Raw genomic sequence first — 15,675 nt, forward strand, 5'->3', positions numbered from 1 at the left:
CTGGTAACGTCCCCGCAAGGGGCTTCGGATTCCTTCAGAACACGCGTGCAGGAGGGCCTTCGCAACTGGCGCAGCCTCTCCCGTGACAATAAATCGATCCTCACTATTGCTCTGCTGGCTGCCATCGTTGCCGGCACAATCGTCGTCATTCTGTGGACGTCCAGCAAAAACTACGTCCCCCTGTACGGCAAGCAGGAGCTCTACGATACCGCCAACATCATGGAGATGTTGGAGAAGGAGCAGGTGCCGTTCCGGCTGGAGAAGAGCTCTGGCCAGATCCTGGTGCCGGAGAGTCAGCTGGCTCATGTTCGTATGGCCTTGGCGGCCAGAGGGGTGAGAGCGGCCATGCCGGCGGGTCTGGAGGGGCTGGACAATGTCACCGGCCTTGGCACCAGTGAGTTTATGGAAGGAGCCCGCTATCGCCATGCGCTGGAAGGCGAACTGGCGCGCACCATCATTTCGCTGGATGCGGTGCGCAGTGCCCGCGTCCATCTCGCCATTCCCAAACGCACTCTCTTTGTCGGTCGTGACGAGGAGAAGCCAAGTGCATCCGTCATGCTCGATCTGCAGCCCGGTCAGGCCATGGAGCCCGGCCAGGTCGAGGCCATTGCCAACCTGGTGGCAGGCAGTATCTCCGGCATGAAACCGGGAGCGGTCACCATTGTCGATCAGGCTGGCCAGCTGTTGAGTGCCGAACTCGGCGACAAGGCCGGGTTTGGCAAGCAGAGCGTGCAGCAGATGGAGTATGTGCGCAAGCTGGAGCAGTACATTCGTCAGCGTGCCAGCGACATGCTCTATCCCATGCTGGGCACCGGCAACTTCCGGGTGCAGATCGCCGCAGACGTCAACTTCAATGCGGTGGAGGAGACCCAGCAGCAGCTGGATCCACAAGGGGTGGTGACCAAGGAGTCGAGCAAATCGGACAAAACCATCGATGCGCTGGCACTGGGTATCCCCGGCGCTCTGTCCAATCGTCCTCCCGAAACGGCGCCCAAAAGTGATCCTGCGACCCAGAATCAGACCACGGCAGCCACCACGGAAAATCAGAAAAATGACTCCCGCACCGAGCGGCAGGAGGTCAGCAAGCAGTACGAAAACAGCCGCACCATAGTACACACCCGCTATCAGCAGGGGCGGCTCGAGAAGATGAACGTCTCCGTACTGCTCAATCATCAGAGCGCCCCGAAAGGTGGCTGGAATGATGAGCAGCTGGCGCAGATCCGGCAGATGGTCGAGCGTTCGGTGGGCTTTGATGAGTCTCGTGGAGACCAGATCAGCCTGCAAGTGTTCGACTTCACCGGCGCTGCGCCGATTGCTCCGCCCGAATCGAGCTGGTGGGAAACCCCTTACTGGCAGGATTCGCTCCGTTATCTGGTGGGCGGTCTGCTTGGCCTGACGCTGGTCTTCTTCGGTATCCGCCCGTTGGTGAAGCATCTGGTTCGCACCCAGCAGGCGCCGGATGAAGAGACGCTCTCTGACGAGCTGGATGATGAGCTGGAGCCGACCGTGGGTCTCTCCATGCGGCGGGATGATGATGTTGCCCTGACGGCGCCGCCGATGAGCAATGGTCTGATCCGTTCCGACAACGAGCGGGAGCCGCACTTCTCTTCTCTGGATCTGGAGGCATTGCCGGAGCCGGGTTCCGAGCTGGAAGTACAACTCAAGCATCTGCAGTTGCTGGTTGACAAAGATACCGCTCGGGTAGCGGAAGTGGTGAGAGCATGGGTAAGTGGCAATGAACAACGTTAACCTGAACCAGAAAGCCGTCGATATCGATATCGACAACCTTGAGAAAGCGGCCATCCTGCTGTTGAGCATGGGGACTGAGGCTGCTGCCAAGGTGATGCAAAAGCTCTCCCGCGATGAAGTGCAGCGCCTTATCTCCAAGATGGCGGGTCTCTCCGGCGTCAGTTCGATGGAAGCCCGATGGACCTTGCAGCAGTTCTTCAACCAGTATCGTGAACAGAGCGGGATCGGCAGCGCCTCCCGCGAATATCTGGAACAGACTCTCGACCTGGCCCTTGGTCAGCGTCTCTCCCGCAGCCTGCTCGACAGCCTCTACGGTGATGTGATGAGTCAGGATATCCAGCGGTTGCAGTGGGTACCTGCCGATGTGCTGGCCCGTTTCTTCCGCAATGAGCACCCGCAGATGCAGGCGGTGCTGCTGGCGTTCCTGCCACCCCAGACCGCTTCCGCGGTACTGGATGAGCTGCCCGGCTCGGTGCACGACGATCTGCTGGTGCGGGTCGCCAGCCTCAGCAGCGTCAGCGAGCATGTTCTGGGTGAACTCAGGCTGACGCTGGATCGCTGTCTGGCCTATGTTGCTGACCAGTCCGGAGCCAAGGTGAATGGCGTGCGGCAGGTTGCCGATATCCTCAACCGCTATCAGGGCGACAAGGAGCAGATGCTCTCGCTGCTGCGTGAACACGATGGTGACATGGCGCTGGAAATCGAAAAGAACATGTTCGACTTCATGACGTTGCGTCGCCAGAGCGACGAAACACTGCAGCGTCTGGTGCAGGAGATCCCGAGCGAGCTGCTGGCGCTGGCCCTCAAGAATACCGAGACCAGTTTCCGCAAGGTGGTGCTCGGCGCCATGCCGAAGCGGATGGCTCAGGCACTGGAAGATCAGATCCAGCATCAGGGCAGCGTCTCCCTGCGCAAGGTCGAGCAGGCCCGAGAGGAGATCATGCAACTGGTCCGCGAATTGGTGGAGCAGGGCGAGATCGAGTTCCAGCTGTTCGAAGAACCGACGGTCAGCTAACAGGGGGCATTGATGAGTCACTATGTGCGCAAGTTGATGCCCGGCCCGACCCGGCTCTACCGCTTTCCGGCCTTGGGGCAGAGCGGGGAAGAGGCCCAGAGTCAGCAGGAGCAGTTCGAGTTTGGTTATCAGCAGGGGCTGGAGCAAGGTCACGACGAAGGGTATCAATCCGGATATCAGCAGGGACTGACCAGCGGTCTGGTGGAAGGGGAGGCCAAGGGGCTGCAGCAGGGACAAACCCGCGGCTTCGCTCAGGGGTTGGCGGAGGGGCGCGCCTCTTTCGATCAGGCCATGGTGCCCTTTGCCAAGCTGCAGGAGCAGTGGGAATCCCTGACCCGGGTAAAGATGCAGGAGCAGAAAGCGCTGATTGCCCAGCTGGTGGCCCAGGTGGCCAAGCGGGTTATCCAGGCCGAATTTACTCTCAATCCCCAGCAGGTACTCAATCAGGTGGAACAGGCGCTGGCGACTCTGCCTACCGCTTCGGAAGAGCTGGTCATCTATCTCAATGAGGGGGATCGCCAGCGTCTGGCCGAACAGGGAGTCACCCGTTGCGAAGGGTGGCCGTTGCAGGTAGACCCCAATCTGGCCATTGGCGATGCCCGCATCGAGACTCGGGCTGCGGTGATCGAGGTCAATACCGGCGAGCGCCTTGCCTCCTGCATCGAGCAGCTGAACAGCACGCTGGAACTGCCGCAGCATGCATGAAGCTCTGCAACAGGCGCTCACCTCGGCGCTCGACTGCTTTGACGAGGTGCCCGGTTTTCGCCGCTATGGCCGACTGGTTCGCGTAACGGGGCTGACCCTTGAGGTAATCGGCTGCCAGCTGGTGATGGGGCAGCGCTGCCGGGTCGATACGGCATCCGGCGAGTCTCTGTTGGCAGAGGTGGTGGGTTTCAACCGGGAGATCTCCTATCTGATGCCACTGCAGCCCATGGGAGGGCTTTATGCCGGAGCCCGGGTGCTGCCAATCGATGGCGAAGAGACAATCAGGGTCGGCGAGCATCTGCTGGGGCGGGTTGTCGATGGTCTGTTGCAGCCGCTGGATGGCCGTCCTCTTCGTGACGAGGGGGAGCGCGTTGCGCTCTTCTCTTCTCCGCCCAATCCGCTATTGCGCACGCCGATCCGTGAACCTCTTGATGTGGGTATCCGTGCCATCAATGGCTTGCTGACGGTTGGCAAGGGGCAGCGACTGGGCCTGTTTGCCGGTTCCGGCGTGGGCAAGAGCATGTTGCTCGGCATGATGACCCGCAACACCACGGCACAGATCGTCATCGTGGGGCTGATTGGTGAACGGGGTCGTGAAGTCCGCGAGTTCATCGAACACAGTCTCGGTGCGGAAGGTCTGGCCCGCTCGGTGGTGGTGGCCGCTCCTGCGGATCAATCTCCTCTGATGCGGTTGCGTGCCGCCCAGCTCTGCCATCGTCTTGCCGAATATTTTCGTGAGCGGGGCCAGGATGTACTGCTATTGATGGACTCCCTCACCCGCTACGCCCAGGCCCAGCGCGAAATCGCACTGGCTATCGGTGAGCCGCCGGCGACGCGCGGCTACCCGCCATCGGTGTTCAGCATGCTGACCCAGCTGGTGGAACGGGCCGGCAACGGTACCCACCCTGATGGCAGCCTGAGTGCCTTTTACACCGTGTTGGCGGAAGGGGATGATCAGCAGGACCCGGTGGTCGACTCGGCCCGTGCCATTCTGGATGGTCACATAGTGCTGACCCGTCGTCTGGCGGAAGAGGGACACTACCCGGCCATCGACATCGGCGCTTCGGTGAGCCGGGTGATGCCGCAAGTGGTGCCGACTGACTGGCAGCAGCTGGCGGTCACCTTGCGTCAGTTGTGGGGGCGCTATCAGCAGGTGCGTGAATTGCTGCCGCTCGGTGGCTATCAACCGGGGGCAGATCCCCAGATGGACGAAGCGGTACAACGTTACCCGGCCATTGCCGCCTTCCTGCAGCAGGGGATCCATGAAGAGACCCCGCTGGCTCAGGTCGTGGCTGGGCTCAAGCAGGTTCTGGGCAGGTAATCAGAGGTCGCCATGTTGAAATCCTATCTCGGCTTGCAGCAGGAGGCGCTGGAGGCGCTCGGCAAGGAGCGTCAGCGTTTGCGGGAAGAGGCGATAAGGGAAGAGCAGAGAGCCTTGCGGTTGCAGGAGGTGATCGGCTCGTTGAGTCCCGGTTCGGCCACTTTCCATCCCTTGCTGTGGCAGAACAAGCAGCAGATGGATCGCCAGTTGCGTCATCTGCTGGCCCATCAGGTTCAGCAATCGGCACTTGCCAAGCTCGATCTGGAGCGCCATGAAGGGGAGGTGGTCAGGCAGTTTGGCCGGGTCAAGGGGCTGGAGCACCTGCTGGACAAGCGTGAGCGAGCCATCAGCCAGCAGCGGGAGCTGCGGGATCAGCGCCAGCTCGACGAGCTTTCCGGCTTGCGCCACCGTCAACTCAAAGAGGGGAACTAGTCGGGAAAACGCTCCAGCTGGCCGTAAGCATGATCCTGACCCAGCAGCGTGTTGATGGTCTCTATCTGCCCAGCCAGCAGACGACCGTTGAGATCGTTCTGGCGCAGACACTGCTGCAACAGCAGTTCGAGTTGTTGCCACTGGCTAGAGACTTTTGGCTGCATGGTGGCAGGCAGTTTGGCAATCAGGGTCGCCATCCCCTTTTCATCCGGTTTCAGTCCCAGAGCGAGCAGATGGTGGCAACGTTGCTGCGCCTGTTTTTGCACATCGGCCATCAGCCTTGTCTGCTGCTGGTTGTGGGTTGCCAGCCCATCGACATCGTGCGCTGCCAGCAAGCTGTGCTGGCGCAGCAACAGGCTCTGCAGCTCGGCGTAGCGGCTGCAATCTTGCTGGATGCCCAGGATCAGCTCCTTGATCCGCTGTTTCGGCTCCATGCTCATCGGCGATGCATGTCCAGAATGGCCTGACCCAGTGCATCCATATCGAGCTCCAGTTTTCCTTCGCTGATGGCCTGACGGATCCGGTTCACTTTTTCCATATCCACGTCGGATGTGGTAGCAAGCTGGGCTCTCGCCTGATTGACAACCTGTGCCGTGCTGCTGATCTGGGCGTCAGCCTTGGTAGCGCGCGCCTCGACTTGGGCTGGCGCGCCATCCTGCTTGCGTTGCAACTGGGTCTGAACGTAGAGCGGGTCGGTGCGTGTGATTTTCATAACGTCAATTCCTGGTGGTCTATCTCTGCAAAGCGACCCAAGGTCGGCCTAACTTGAATAAAAACCCTTATACGGGTTCAAAAACGGGTTTCGACTTCCCCTTTTGCGATGACCCAGGCCTGGATCTCTTTGCCTGAGCTGCTGTTGCGTACCTTGATGCCATCGCCGATGGCGCCGCTTGCCAATGCCGTGCCGCGGGTTGTGGCCGAGAATCCGCCCTGACCGGCCCGGATCAACACCCCTTCACCCTCCTTCACCGCCCAGGCCTTCTGCAGGTCCAGTTCGCCAATCAACTGCCCCATCCTGAGATTGCGATTGGCCTTGCTGCCTGTCAGCGACTCGGAGACGGGAATGAAGCCTCGCTGCAGTCTGCTGACATCCAGCGATTCCTCGACGAGGTCCGCTGCCTGAATGGTCTGGCCTTTCCGGATCTCCCGGGCCGTCATCCAGACTGGCAGCATGAGCGTGACCTCGACCCGGGCTCTCAGTTGCCAGGAGGGGTTGGCACACTCGACCAGGTAGGGGCGACGACCCCACGGCTGGCGATATTGGCCCCCCGCCTGCAAGCGGATCTCTTGCTGGCAGGGAGGAAGGTGTTCCACCGCCGGAGAGATCCACACCTGATAGTCCACCTCCGGGATTGCCCAGCCCTGTTGTTGCAGGTAGGCATGCAGGGTCTGACTTGCATCCTCCCTGAGGCGGGCACCGACCTGTTGCGACAGTTCGCCGGGTTCAGCGTGCAGCGGGCTTGCCAGCATCAGCAGCCAGAAGAGGCCTGATCGCTTCCATACGGGAAACGGTACTTCCCCTTTTATCAATGTGGTCAGCCAGGGGCAGCGCTGCATCCGGCGCAAATAAGGGATCTTCATGATTGGCATGAGTCTTGATAACGAGTGCACCGGTCTGACTGATTCATAAAAGGATGAAGCATGAGTATCTCATTTGACAGCGCTCTTGGCGTACACCCTTATGCCCTTGATATCCGGGCTGACCGGGCGCGTATTCTGGCCGGGAATCTGGCCAATGTGGATACCCCTGGCTATCTGGCCCGGGACGTCGATTATAAGACGATTCTTGGCCGTGTCGCACAGCAAGTTGCGGCAGGCGATGAGAGCGCTGCCATCAGTCAGGGCACCATGGCTGACGATATGCAGCATCCGCTCTATCGCATCCCCTATCAGGCATCCATGGATGGCAATACCGCTGAGCTCAGCGTCGAGCAGAGCAAGTTTGCCAACAATGCCACGGATTTCCAGACCAGCCTGACCTTCCTGAATATGAAAATCACCGGGATCGCCAAAGCGATCGAGGGGCGTTAATCATGTCGTTCAACCGAATCTATGACATCGCCGGCAGTGCCATGCGGGCGCAAACCGTGCGACTCGATACCGTCGCCTCCAACCTGGCGAACGTGGACAGTGCCGCCGGCAGTGAAGATGCCGCGTTTCGCGCCATCAAGCCGGTTTTCTCCACTCTCTACCAGCGCGTGCAGGATGCAGAGGCGCTTGGGTCTGCACAGGTTCAGATCGCCGGCATAGTGCAGTCCGATCGTCAGGTCGAGAAGCGTCTCGAACCGACCAACCCGATCGCCGATAAAGACGGTTTTGTTTACTACTCCAACGTCAATGCGGTGGAGGAGATGGCCGACATGATGAGTGCCTCCCGCGGCTTCGAAACCTCGGTCGAGGTGATCAATCGCATCAACAGCATGCAGCAAGGTCTGCTGCGTCTTGGTCAGGGGGTCTAAGCCGTGAGTCTGCCTCAGGTAAGCACCCTTGATACGGCCCGCGGTGCCAGCCAGCGCTCTGCCACTCCGGATATCGCCCCCAACAATGCGGCGGCGGGCTCTGCCACTGGCCAGAGTGCCCAGAGCGGCATGCAACTGCGCAACGAATTTCTGCAGATGATGGTGGCCCAGATCCAGAACCAGGATCCCACCAACCCGCTGGATGGCGCCCAATATGTCACCCAGCTGGCCCAGTTCAGCATGGTGGAAGGGGTCGAGAGCCTGAAACTGCTGCAGCAGAAGTCCATCAACATGATGGATACCCAGCAGGTCCTGCAGAGTACCGACCTTATCGATAAAGAGGTGATGGTACCGAGCAAGACCCTGACCAAGAGCGATGACAAAGCCATTCGCGGTCAGGTCGAGCTGGCGGGCGCAGCCGATCAGGTCGAGCTCAAGGTGTATGACGAGCATGGCACCCTGGTGGCGACCAAGAGCTGGGGGGAAAGCAAGGCTGGCGGGCTGGATTATGAGCTGCCGGAGCTGCCGGCCGGCGAGTACAGCTTCGAGGTCAAGGCATCCCTAAACGGAGTTGCCACCACGTCCAAAAACTATGTCGCCAGCAAGGTGGATCGCGTCACCCTGCCCGGCACCGGCGAGATCATGTTGCAGGTCGCTGGCGTGGGTGACGTCCCCCTCTTCAGTGCCATTCAGTTCGGCAAATCGGCGTAATCAAACAGGAGCGAAATTGTGTCTTTCAGTATCGGATTGAGCGGCCTGCGCGCCGTAAACCAGGAATTGAGCGTTATCAGCAACAACGTGGCCAACGCCAGTACCGCAGGCTTCAAGTCCAGCCGTGCCGAGTTTGCTGCCATTTATGGTGGCGGTCAGGCGGGCGGGGTGGAGATGAACAACGTATCCCAGAACTTTGACCGCAATGGCGACGTGATGCGTACCGGCCGTGGTCTGGATCTGGCCATCTCCGGCAGCGGTTTCTTCGTGCTCAAGGACAGCAACGGCCAGACCTCCTACACCAGAGCCGGCATGTTCCAGCGTGACCCGAACAACTACCTTACGACCGCCAACGGTACCCGTTTGCAGGGCTATACCACCAATGATGCCGGTGAGCTGCAATCCGGCGTGATCGGTGACATTCAGGTCAAAGCCGGCAGCCTGCCTGCCAAGGCATCCGACAAGCTGGAGTTCGTCGCCAATCTGAAGGCTGATGCCAGTGTGATTGATACCAAACCTCCTTACAATTTTGATCCTAAGAAATCGGAAACTTTTAGTTATTCACAGTCCAGCAAGGTCTATGACTCGCTCGGGGTTGAGCACACCGTCACCCAGTATTTTGTCAAAACGGCACCCAATGAGTGGGCCGTGCATTACACATTCAATGGCACTGATATCACCCCTGCTGGCGGGGCCACGATGAAATTCACCGCTGATGGCAAGCTGGATACGGGGGCTTCGACCATTCCAGCCAATTTGGCGCTGGCACCCGCGGGCGCCTCTCCAATTGCTCTGCAACTGGATATGAGCCGAGTCAGTCAGTACGCCTCCGATTTCAATGCCACTCGCAACCAGTCCAACGGCTATACCGCGGGCGATTTGACCGGTGTACGGGTTGATGCCGATGGCGGCGTCTTCGCCACCTTTACCAACGGCCAGAGCCTGAAGCAGGGTCAGGTGGTGATGGCGAACTTCGCCAATCCCAACGGTCTGCTGCAGACCAACAACACCACCTGGCAGCAGTCCTTCAGCTCGGGTCAACCGGTGCTGGGGGCGCCGGGAACCGGCACCATGGGTCAGCTGACTGCTGGGGCCTACGAGAGCTCCAACGTCGACCTGACCGGTGAGCTGGTCAGCCTGATGACCTCCCAGCGCAACTATCAGGCCAACGCCAAGACCATCAGCTCAGCTGACAAGATGACCCAGGTTCTCTTCAACTCCTTCTAAGGGCTGACCCGTGGAAAAGCTTATCTATACCGCCATGTCAGGGGCGCAACATACCCTGATGGCCCAGCAAATCCGGGCCAATAACCTGGCCAACGTCAACACCGCCGGCTTTCGTGCTGACTTCGAGCGGGTGTCGGCCTATGCCCTGAGCGGTGATGGTTACCCCAGCCGGGTCATGGCTCGCGAAGAGATGGCCGGCACCGACTTCAAGCCGGGCGCGCTGATGCAGACCGGGCGCAAGCTGGACGTGGCCATTCGCGGTGAAGGCTTTATCACGGTGCAGACCGCAGATGGCAAAGAGGCCTACACCCGGGCCGGCAATCTGGAGAGCGATGCAGACGGGCTGTTGACCCTCAACGGTCGCCCCGTGCTGGGCGATGGTGGGGAAATGGTACTTCCTGCCTATCGGGATCTCAGTTTTGGCAAGGATGGTTCGCTCAGCATCACGCCGCCCGGCGGCGGTGCCCGTCTCGACGTGGGACGCCTCAAGCTGGTCAACCCGGATCCCGCCGAGCTGGTCAAGGGGCAGGATGGCCTCTTCCGCCTGCGACAGGGGGGGGATGCCGAGACCAGCGAGCAGGTCGTACTGGCTTCCGGTTTTCTGGAGGGGGCGAACGTGAATGCGGTTGACGAGCTGATCAGCAGCATGTCGCTGACCCGCAACTTCGAGCTGCAGGTCAAGCTGATGAAGACAGCGGACGAGCAGGCCAGACAAGGAGCCCGGCTGATTTCCGGTCAGGGTTAATCATGAACGGGACGAGCAGTTTGGTGCATCGTCCCGCTGAGAGGTGCTTCGGCATCCGAATGAATCAGGTGGAGAGACAAAGATGCATGCAGCACTTTGGGTAAGCAAAACGGGTCTGTCGGCCCAAGATGCCAAGATGGCCAGCATTTCCAACAACCTGGCCAACGTCAACACGGTTGGTTTCAAGCGTGATCGGGTTGCCTTTGAAGATCTGTTCTATCAGGTGCAGCGTCAGCCGGGGGCACAACAGGATCAGCAGAACCTCTCGCCCATCGGCATCCAGATGGGTAACGGTGTGCGTGTGGTCGGTACCCAGAAGGTCTTTACCCCGGGTCAGTTCCAGAACACCAACCAGGAGCTGGATATGGCCGTGGTCGGCGCCGGCTTCTTCAGTGTCGAGCGCCCCGATGGCGAGACCGCCTACACCCGCAATGGTCAGTGGCATCGCAATGCGGAAGGGATGCTGGTCAATGCCGATGGTCTGCCGATGCAGCCGCAGATCCAGATCCCGGACAACGCTACCAAGATCTCTATCGGTACCGATGGTACCGTGAGTGCCACCTTGCCGGGTCAGCAGGAAAATGTGGAGCTGGGACGCATCACCCTGACCAACTTCTCCAACCCGGCCGGTCTCGAGGCGCTCGGTGGCAACCTCTATCGCGCGACCGGTGCATCCGGTGAAGCCATCGAAGGGGTGCCCGGCGAAGAGGCGATGGGGGCCATCAAGCAGTTCACGCTGGAGAGCTCCAACGTCAACGTGGTGGAGGAGATGGTGGACATGATCACCACCCAGCGAGCCTACGAGATGAATGCCAAGGTGGTCTCTTCCGCCGACCAGATGCTCAAGTTTGTCACTCAAGCGCTGTGATGATGAAGATGATGTGGCGTTACCTGTGGGTCGTGCTGTTGCTGGGTGGATGCGCGACCTATGAGCTCAAGGCTCCGGAGCCGGGCGAGGAGAAGTGGGCGCCTTCACGGCCCATGCAGTCTGCCTCGGCCCGGGGGGAAGATGGCAGTCTCTATCGTGGCGACTACATGATGACCCTGTTTCAGGATCGTCGCGCCTATCGTATCGGTGACATTCTGACCGTGGTGCTGGAAGAGCGTACCCAGTCGAGCAAGAAAGCCAACACCAGCATGAGCAAGAACAGCAGCATGAATGTGCCAGCCCCTTCCATCGGTGGCAAACTGCGTCCTGACTGGGGGGCAACCCTCAGTGCCGACCGGGATTTTGATGGTGGAGCGACATCCAGCCAGCAGAATACCCTGGCCGGTTCCATCACGGTGACGGTGGCCGAAGTGATGCCCAACGGCGTGCTCGGTATCCGTGGCGAGAAGTGGATCCGTCTCAATCAGGGTGATGAGTATATCCGTCTGGGCGGCATGGTGCGGGTTGAGGATATCGACCAGAGCAACCGCATCTCGTCCCAGCGCATCGCCGATGCCCGCATCACTTATGCCGGCCGTGGTGCGCTTGCCGACAGCAACCAGATGGGTTGGCTGGGGCGCTTCTTCAGCTCCGCATTTGCACCGTTTTGAGGTCTTACATGAACAGATGGGTTATCGCCCTGCTTTGCCTCTGCCTGCCATGGTGGGCGAATGCCGCTCCTGCCGCCAAGCGGTCACTGCTTGATATTGCCGACGTGCAGGGGATGCGAACCAACCAGCTGGTTGGTTACGGTCTGGTGGTGGGTTTGTCCGGCACCGGCGACAAGAGCCAGGTGAAGTTTACCGGTCAGTCGATGGCCAACATGCTCAAGCAGTTTGGCGTGCAACTGCCGGATGATATCGATCCCAAGCTCAAGAACGTCGCTGCGGTATCTGTGCAGGCAACCCTGCCGGCACTGGCTGGCAAGGGGCAGCTGGTGGATGTAACCGTCACCTCGATTGGCGATGCCAAGAGTCTGCGTGGCGGCTCGCTGTTGTTGACTCCCTTGCGTGGTATCGATGGTGAAGTGTATGCGGTGGCCCAGGGCAATCTGGTGGTGGCTGGGATCAAGGCCGAGGGGCAGTCCGGCTCTTCGGTGACCATCAACGTACCGACGGCGGGGATCATTCCCAATGGCGCCATCATTGAGCGGGAAGTGGCCAGCAATTTTGCCGACAAACCTGAAGTGACGCTCAATCTGCATCAGCCCAACTTCAAGACGGCCCGCAATGTGGAGCGGGCCATCAATCACCAGCTGGGGCCGGTTGCCAAAGCGGTCAGTGCCGGACGCATTCAGATTGCAGCCCCCCGTGACGAAAGCCAGCGCATCTCGTTCATGGCATTGCTGCAGGACGTGCAGGTCGACATGGGGCAGGAGCGACCCAAGGTTGTGTTCAACAGCCGTACTGGTACCGTGGTAATGGGGCAGGGGGTCAAGGTGCACAAGGCGGCGGTCAGCCACGGCAGCCTGACGGTGACCATTGGCGAGAGCCAGACCGTCAGCCAGCCCAATGCCTTCTCCAACGGACAGACCACCACGACCCCCAACTCGAAGATCCAGGTGGATCGCGAACGAAACAACATGTTTGTCTGGCCTGATGGCACTTCTCTTGAGGTGATCGTCAAGGCCGTCAACTCGCTTGGGGCTACGCCCGATGATGTTATGGCCATTTTGCAGGCGCTCGATGAGGCTGGTGCCCTCGAGGGAGAGCTGGTGGTCATCTAAGGATCTCTATGACCCGAATAACTTCGGAACCTGGTTTCTATCAGGATCTCAATGAACTTCAGCAGATCAAGAGCAACCCGGATCAGCGTGCCGCGCTCGATGCCGTAGCCGGTCAGTTCGAAGTGAGCTTTCTGCAGACCGTGCTCAAGCATATGCGCTCGGCCAGTGATGCCCTGCAGGATGAGGATGACAAGCTCATCAAGGGGCAGGATCTCTATCGCGATATGTATGACAGCCAGCTGGCGATGAGCCTGGTCAAGCGCGGCGGGATCGGCCTTAAAGAGCAGATGGTCAGTCAGTTGGCACCGACATTAAAGAATGCCGACCAGGCGGTCGCTTCAGAATCACAGACCCTGGCTGCCTTCAGTCAGCCTCTGAACACGGCAAAAATGAGGAAAGGTGACTGATGTCTCTGCTCAATATCGGTTTTAGCGGACTCAACGCGGCACAGATCGCGTTGAATGTGACCGCCCAGAATATCGCCAACGTCAATACCATCGGCTATAGCCGTCAGGAGGCCATGATGGGCAGCCTGTCGGGTTTCGGCCGGCTGGATAATGGCCAGGGGGTAGAGGTAACCGGTGTTCGCAGGATCACGGATGAGTATCTGGTTTCCCAGCATTGGCGCAGCCGCTCTGCGACCGGGGCCTCCTACTCGTTTCATCAGTACATCAATACCACCGAGCAGCTTCTGGGTAGCGAGTCGATGAACATCGCCAAGGGTCTGGACAGCTTCTTCGCCTCACTGAGTGCGGCCCTCGACAGCCCGGAAACACCGGCCCAGCGTAGCCAGATAGTGAGCTCTGCCGGCGCGTTGGCGAACCGCTATGGTCAGCTGAACGAGAGCATGATGACTCAGGAGAAGCAGATCGACGATCAGCTGAACAGCACGGTTTCTCAGGTCAACAGCTATCTCAAGCAGGTCGCCGAACTCAATACGCAGATCAGCGAGCAGGCCTCCAAGGGGGTCAATACATCGGCCCTGGAAGACAGTCGTGAGCAGATCGTGCGCGAGCTTTCCACCTATATGGAAGTGAGGGTCAACCGGCAGAGCGATGGTTCCTTCTCGCTAAGCCTGCCTCAAGGGCAACCGCTGGTACTGGCTGGCAGCAGCAGTACGCTCTCGCTGGCCGGTGACAAGCTCAGCCTCAGTTTTGGCCCGCAGACCTTCGAAGTACCCGCTCTGCATGGCGGTACTCTGGCCGGAGTAATGGATTACCGTGCCAATGTGCTGCGCCCGCTGCGCGACGAACTCAACCAGATGGCAAAGAAACTGGCCGACGACTTCAATGCCAAGCAGGCCGGTGGTGTTGACCTTAATGGTGACCCGGGCAAACCCCTGTTCAGTTACGACCCGCTTAACCCTTCCGGGACCCTGAAGATTGCCGATGGCTTTACCGGCGATCATCTCGCTTTTGCCAAGGCCGGGGGGGGGCAGGGCGACAACCGCAATCTGCAGGAGATCATCACCATCAAAGATGGCCAGTATGACGCCTACAGCGCCCTGCTTGGCCGGATAGCGGTGCAGAGCGGACAGGCCAAGGCGACCATGCAGGCTGATGCCAATATGGAGAAGCAGCTGGCGACCAAGTTGAGCAGTGTCAGCGGGGTCAACACCGATGAAGAGGGGGTCAAAATCATGGCATACACCAAGGTCTATCAGGCCAATGCTAAGGTGATTAGCACCTCGGATCAGCTCTTCAATTCCATCCTGAATATGTTCTGACGGAGTGACCATGCGCATCAGTACCAACCAGATCCAGCTCAGCATGCTCGATAACCTGCAATACGGTTTCGGCGAGTATGCTCGCCTCGATCGCCAGATCTCCTCAAACAAACGCATTCTGCAGCCTTCGGATGATCCGGTGGGTAGCGTGCAACTGCTTGGACTCAAGAAAGAGCAGGTGGCGATGGAGCAGTATCAGAAGAACATCGCCAACGCCAAAAGCCAGCTCTCTCAGGGTGAAATCCAGCTGGAGTCCATGACCAATATGCTGATGCGGCTGCGCGAACTGACCCAGACCGCAGCAACCGGCTCCTTGTCGGAAGATGATCGTCGCGCCATCGCGACTGAAGTCGGAGTCATCAAGGAGGGGCTGTTCGATCTGGCCAATGCGCGCAACGAGAGTGGTTCCAGCCTGTTTGCGGGTAGCCAGGTCAATCAGACTACACTCGTGAAAAATGCCAGCGGTGATTACGTCTATCAGGGTGATGCTCTGGTGCGTGAGGTCAGCATCGCCAAGGGGGTCACGGTCGGTCTCAACCAGACGGCAGACAAGCTGTTCATCGACAACGGCGATTTCTTCAAGCAGCTCGATACCATGGTTGCCGCGATAGAGAGCGGAACACCCGATGCAGCCGATCAGGCGCGCAGCATGCTGGATCGCAGCAAGGTGCTGCAGGACGATATCAGCCAGATGGTGAGTACCATCGGCGCTCGCATGAACCTGCTTGATCAGGTCGATGAGGGGCATACCGAGAAGGGGACCTATAGCAAGGAAGTGAGCAATCAGATAGAGTCCCTCGACTATGCCAGTGCCGTTACCCAGCAGGCCCATGTGCTGATGGCCTTGCAAGTGCAGCAACAGGCATTTGCCAAGGTCAACGGATTGAGCCTCTTCAACAACATGCCATAACGTCAGGCGCAAGGAGTCATG

Annotated in this window: 19 protein-coding genes; 16 read left to right on the forward strand and 3 right to left on the reverse strand. The window is 59.4% G+C overall.

The genetic code is table 11. From position 1 onward, the window contains the following. From fliFL to lfiJ, 5 genes are read left to right on the forward strand one after another with little or no spacing between them, the layout of a single operon-like run. A complete protein-coding gene (gene fliFL / locus BS300_RS13480) occupies nt 1-1,749 on the forward strand; it encodes a lateral flagellar M-ring protein FliFL (protein ID WP_071913440.1) in 1,749 nt (582 codons plus the stop codon). After that, nucleotides 1,736-2,764, forward strand: a complete 1,029-nt coding sequence (gene fliGL / locus BS300_RS13485) for a lateral flagellar motor switch protein FliGL (protein WP_033115424.1) — start codon at nt 1,736-1,738, stop codon at nt 2,762-2,764. Before fliFL ends, fliGL begins: the two co-directional genes overlap by 14 nt. Nucleotides 2,765-2,776: 12 nt before the next feature. Further along, on the forward strand, nt 2,777-3,469 hold the full coding sequence (lfiH, locus tag BS300_RS13490) for a lateral flagellar assembly protein FliH (RefSeq protein ID WP_071913355.1): 693 nt from the start codon (nt 2,777-2,779) through the stop codon (nt 3,467-3,469). Beyond that, nucleotides 3,462-4,790, forward strand: a complete 1,329-nt coding sequence (gene lfiI / locus BS300_RS13495; protein ID WP_041210148.1) for a lateral flagellar FliI-like assembly ATPase LfiI — start codon at nt 3,462-3,464, stop codon at nt 4,788-4,790. The genes lfiH and lfiI overlap by 8 nt, the downstream gene beginning before the upstream one ends. A gap of 12 nt (nt 4,791-4,802) precedes the next feature. Beyond that, entirely contained in the window at nt 4,803-5,222 is a 420-nt protein-coding gene (lfiJ, locus tag BS300_RS13500) for a lateral flagellar protein LfiJ (RefSeq protein ID WP_041210149.1), read from the forward strand. On the opposite strand, the gene lfgN is transcribed toward lfiJ, so the two are convergent. The 3 genes from lfgN to lfgA form a co-directional block, all read right to left on the reverse strand. After that, entirely contained in the window at nt 5,219-5,662 is a 444-nt protein-coding gene (gene lfgN / locus BS300_RS13505; protein ID WP_071913357.1) for a lateral flagellar protein LfgN, read from the reverse strand. The two genes, lfiJ and lfgN, sit on opposite strands and share 4 nt — an antisense overlap. Further along, entirely contained in the window at nt 5,659-5,934 is a 276-nt protein-coding gene (gene flgM, locus BS300_RS13510) for a flagellar biosynthesis anti-sigma factor FlgM (RefSeq protein WP_033115419.1), read from the reverse strand. Before flgM ends, lfgN begins: the two co-directional genes overlap by 4 nt. 77 nt (nt 5,935-6,011) lie before the next feature. Next, nucleotides 6,012-6,803 carry a lateral flagellar basal body P-ring formation protein LfgA gene (gene lfgA / locus BS300_RS13515; RefSeq protein ID WP_071913359.1) on the reverse strand — a complete coding sequence of 264 codons (792 nt, stop codon included), beginning with the start codon at nt 6,801-6,803 and terminating at the stop codon, nt 6,012-6,014. Between the two features lie 60 nt (nt 6,804-6,863). Between lfgA and lfgB the strand changes: the two genes are divergently transcribed. The 11 genes from lfgB to lfgL all read left to right on the forward strand — a co-directional run bounded on the left by lfgB (nt 6,864) and on the right by lfgL (nt 15,654). Further along, on the forward strand, nt 6,864-7,253 hold the full coding sequence (lfgB, locus tag BS300_RS13520) for a lateral flagellar basal body rod protein LfgB (protein ID WP_041210152.1): 390 nt from the start codon (nt 6,864-6,866) through the stop codon (nt 7,251-7,253). Between the two features lie 2 nt (nt 7,254-7,255). Next, a complete protein-coding gene (flgCL, locus tag BS300_RS13525; protein WP_033115416.1) occupies nt 7,256-7,681 on the forward strand; it encodes a lateral flagellar basal body rod protein FlgCL in 426 nt (141 codons plus the stop codon). 3 nt (nt 7,682-7,684) lie between these two features. Continuing rightward, the gene (locus tag BS300_RS13530; protein WP_041210153.1) at nt 7,685-8,392 is read left to right on the forward strand and encodes a flagellar hook capping FlgD N-terminal domain-containing protein; all 708 of its coding nucleotides are present in this window, start codon (nt 7,685-7,687) and stop codon (nt 8,390-8,392) included. An 18-nt stretch (nt 8,393-8,410) separates the two neighbouring features. Then, nucleotides 8,411-9,619 carry a lateral flagellar hook protein FlgEL gene (flgEL, locus tag BS300_RS13535; RefSeq protein ID WP_041210154.1) on the forward strand — a complete coding sequence of 403 codons (1,209 nt, stop codon included), beginning with the start codon at nt 8,411-8,413 and terminating at the stop codon, nt 9,617-9,619. A 10-nt stretch (nt 9,620-9,629) separates the two neighbouring features. Further along, a complete protein-coding gene (gene lfgF, locus BS300_RS13540; RefSeq protein ID WP_033115413.1) occupies nt 9,630-10,364 on the forward strand; it encodes a lateral flagellar basal-body rod protein LfgF in 735 nt (244 codons plus the stop codon). An 82-nt stretch (nt 10,365-10,446) separates the two neighbouring features. Continuing rightward, the gene (gene lfgG / locus BS300_RS13545) at nt 10,447-11,232 is read left to right on the forward strand and encodes a lateral flagellar basal-body rod protein LfgG (protein WP_033115412.1); all 786 of its coding nucleotides are present in this window, start codon (nt 10,447-10,449) and stop codon (nt 11,230-11,232) included. Next, on the forward strand, nt 11,232-11,903 hold the full coding sequence (gene flgH / locus BS300_RS13550) for a flagellar basal body L-ring protein FlgH (RefSeq protein WP_033115411.1): 672 nt from the start codon (nt 11,232-11,234) through the stop codon (nt 11,901-11,903). Before lfgG ends, flgH begins: the two co-directional genes overlap by 1 nt. Nucleotides 11,904-11,911: 8 nt before the next feature. Then, the gene (fgIL, locus tag BS300_RS13555) at nt 11,912-13,018 is read left to right on the forward strand and encodes a lateral flagellar basal body P-ring FlgIL (protein WP_071913361.1); all 1,107 of its coding nucleotides are present in this window, start codon (nt 11,912-11,914) and stop codon (nt 13,016-13,018) included. Between the two features lie 8 nt (nt 13,019-13,026). Then, the gene (locus BS300_RS13560) at nt 13,027-13,425 is read left to right on the forward strand and encodes a rod-binding protein (RefSeq protein ID WP_042030092.1); all 399 of its coding nucleotides are present in this window, start codon (nt 13,027-13,029) and stop codon (nt 13,423-13,425) included. After that, on the forward strand, nt 13,425-14,744 hold the full coding sequence (lfgK, locus tag BS300_RS13565) for a lateral flagellar hook-associated protein LfgK (RefSeq protein ID WP_071913362.1): 1,320 nt from the start codon (nt 13,425-13,427) through the stop codon (nt 14,742-14,744). The genes BS300_RS13560 and lfgK overlap by 1 nt, the downstream gene beginning before the upstream one ends. 10 nt (nt 14,745-14,754) lie before the next feature. Beyond that, on the forward strand, nt 14,755-15,654 hold the full coding sequence (gene lfgL / locus BS300_RS13570) for a lateral flagellar hook-associated protein LfgL (RefSeq protein WP_071913364.1): 900 nt from the start codon (nt 14,755-14,757) through the stop codon (nt 15,652-15,654). The last annotated feature ends 21 nt before the right edge of the window (nt 15,655-15,675 follow it).

Source organism: Aeromonas sp. SCS5 (assembly GCF_001887375.1).
GTDB lineage: Bacteria > Pseudomonadota > Gammaproteobacteria > Enterobacterales > Aeromonadaceae > Aeromonas > Aeromonas jandaei.

Bases quoted from the DNA above. Each gene is read 5' to 3' on its own strand.
- fliGL (WP_033115424.1), top strand. From the start codon at position 1,736: ATGAACAACGTTAACCTGAACCAGAAAGCCGTCGATATCGATATCGAC.
- lfiH (WP_071913355.1), top strand. From the start codon at position 2,777: ATGAGTCACTATGTGCGCAAGTTGATGCCCGGCCCGACCCGGCTCTAC.
- lfiI (WP_041210148.1), top strand. From the start codon at position 3,462: ATGCATGAAGCTCTGCAACAGGCGCTCACCTCGGCGCTCGACTGCTTT.
- lfiJ (WP_041210149.1), top strand. From the start codon at position 4,803: ATGTTGAAATCCTATCTCGGCTTGCAGCAGGAGGCGCTGGAGGCGCTC.
- lfgN (WP_071913357.1), bottom strand. From the start codon at position 5,662: ATGAGCATGGAGCCGAAACAGCGGATCAAGGAGCTGATCCTGGGCATC.
- flgM (WP_033115419.1), bottom strand. From the start codon at position 5,934: ATGAAAATCACACGCACCGACCCGCTCTACGTTCAGACCCAGTTGCAA.
- lfgA (WP_071913359.1), bottom strand. From the start codon at position 6,803: ATGAAGATCCCTTATTTGCGCCGGATGCAGCGCTGCCCCTGGCTGACC.
- lfgB (WP_041210152.1), top strand. From the start codon at position 6,864: ATGAGTATCTCATTTGACAGCGCTCTTGGCGTACACCCTTATGCCCTT.
- flgCL (WP_033115416.1), top strand. From the start codon at position 7,256: ATGTCGTTCAACCGAATCTATGACATCGCCGGCAGTGCCATGCGGGCG.
- lfgG (WP_033115412.1), top strand. From the start codon at position 10,447: ATGCATGCAGCACTTTGGGTAAGCAAAACGGGTCTGTCGGCCCAAGAT.
- flgH (WP_033115411.1), top strand. From the start codon at position 11,232: ATGATGAAGATGATGTGGCGTTACCTGTGGGTCGTGCTGTTGCTGGGT.
- fgIL (WP_071913361.1), top strand. From the start codon at position 11,912: ATGAACAGATGGGTTATCGCCCTGCTTTGCCTCTGCCTGCCATGGTGG.
- BS300_RS13560 (WP_042030092.1), top strand. From the start codon at position 13,027: ATGACCCGAATAACTTCGGAACCTGGTTTCTATCAGGATCTCAATGAA.
- lfgK (WP_071913362.1), top strand. From the start codon at position 13,425: ATGTCTCTGCTCAATATCGGTTTTAGCGGACTCAACGCGGCACAGATC.
- lfgL (WP_071913364.1), top strand. From the start codon at position 14,755: ATGCGCATCAGTACCAACCAGATCCAGCTCAGCATGCTCGATAACCTG.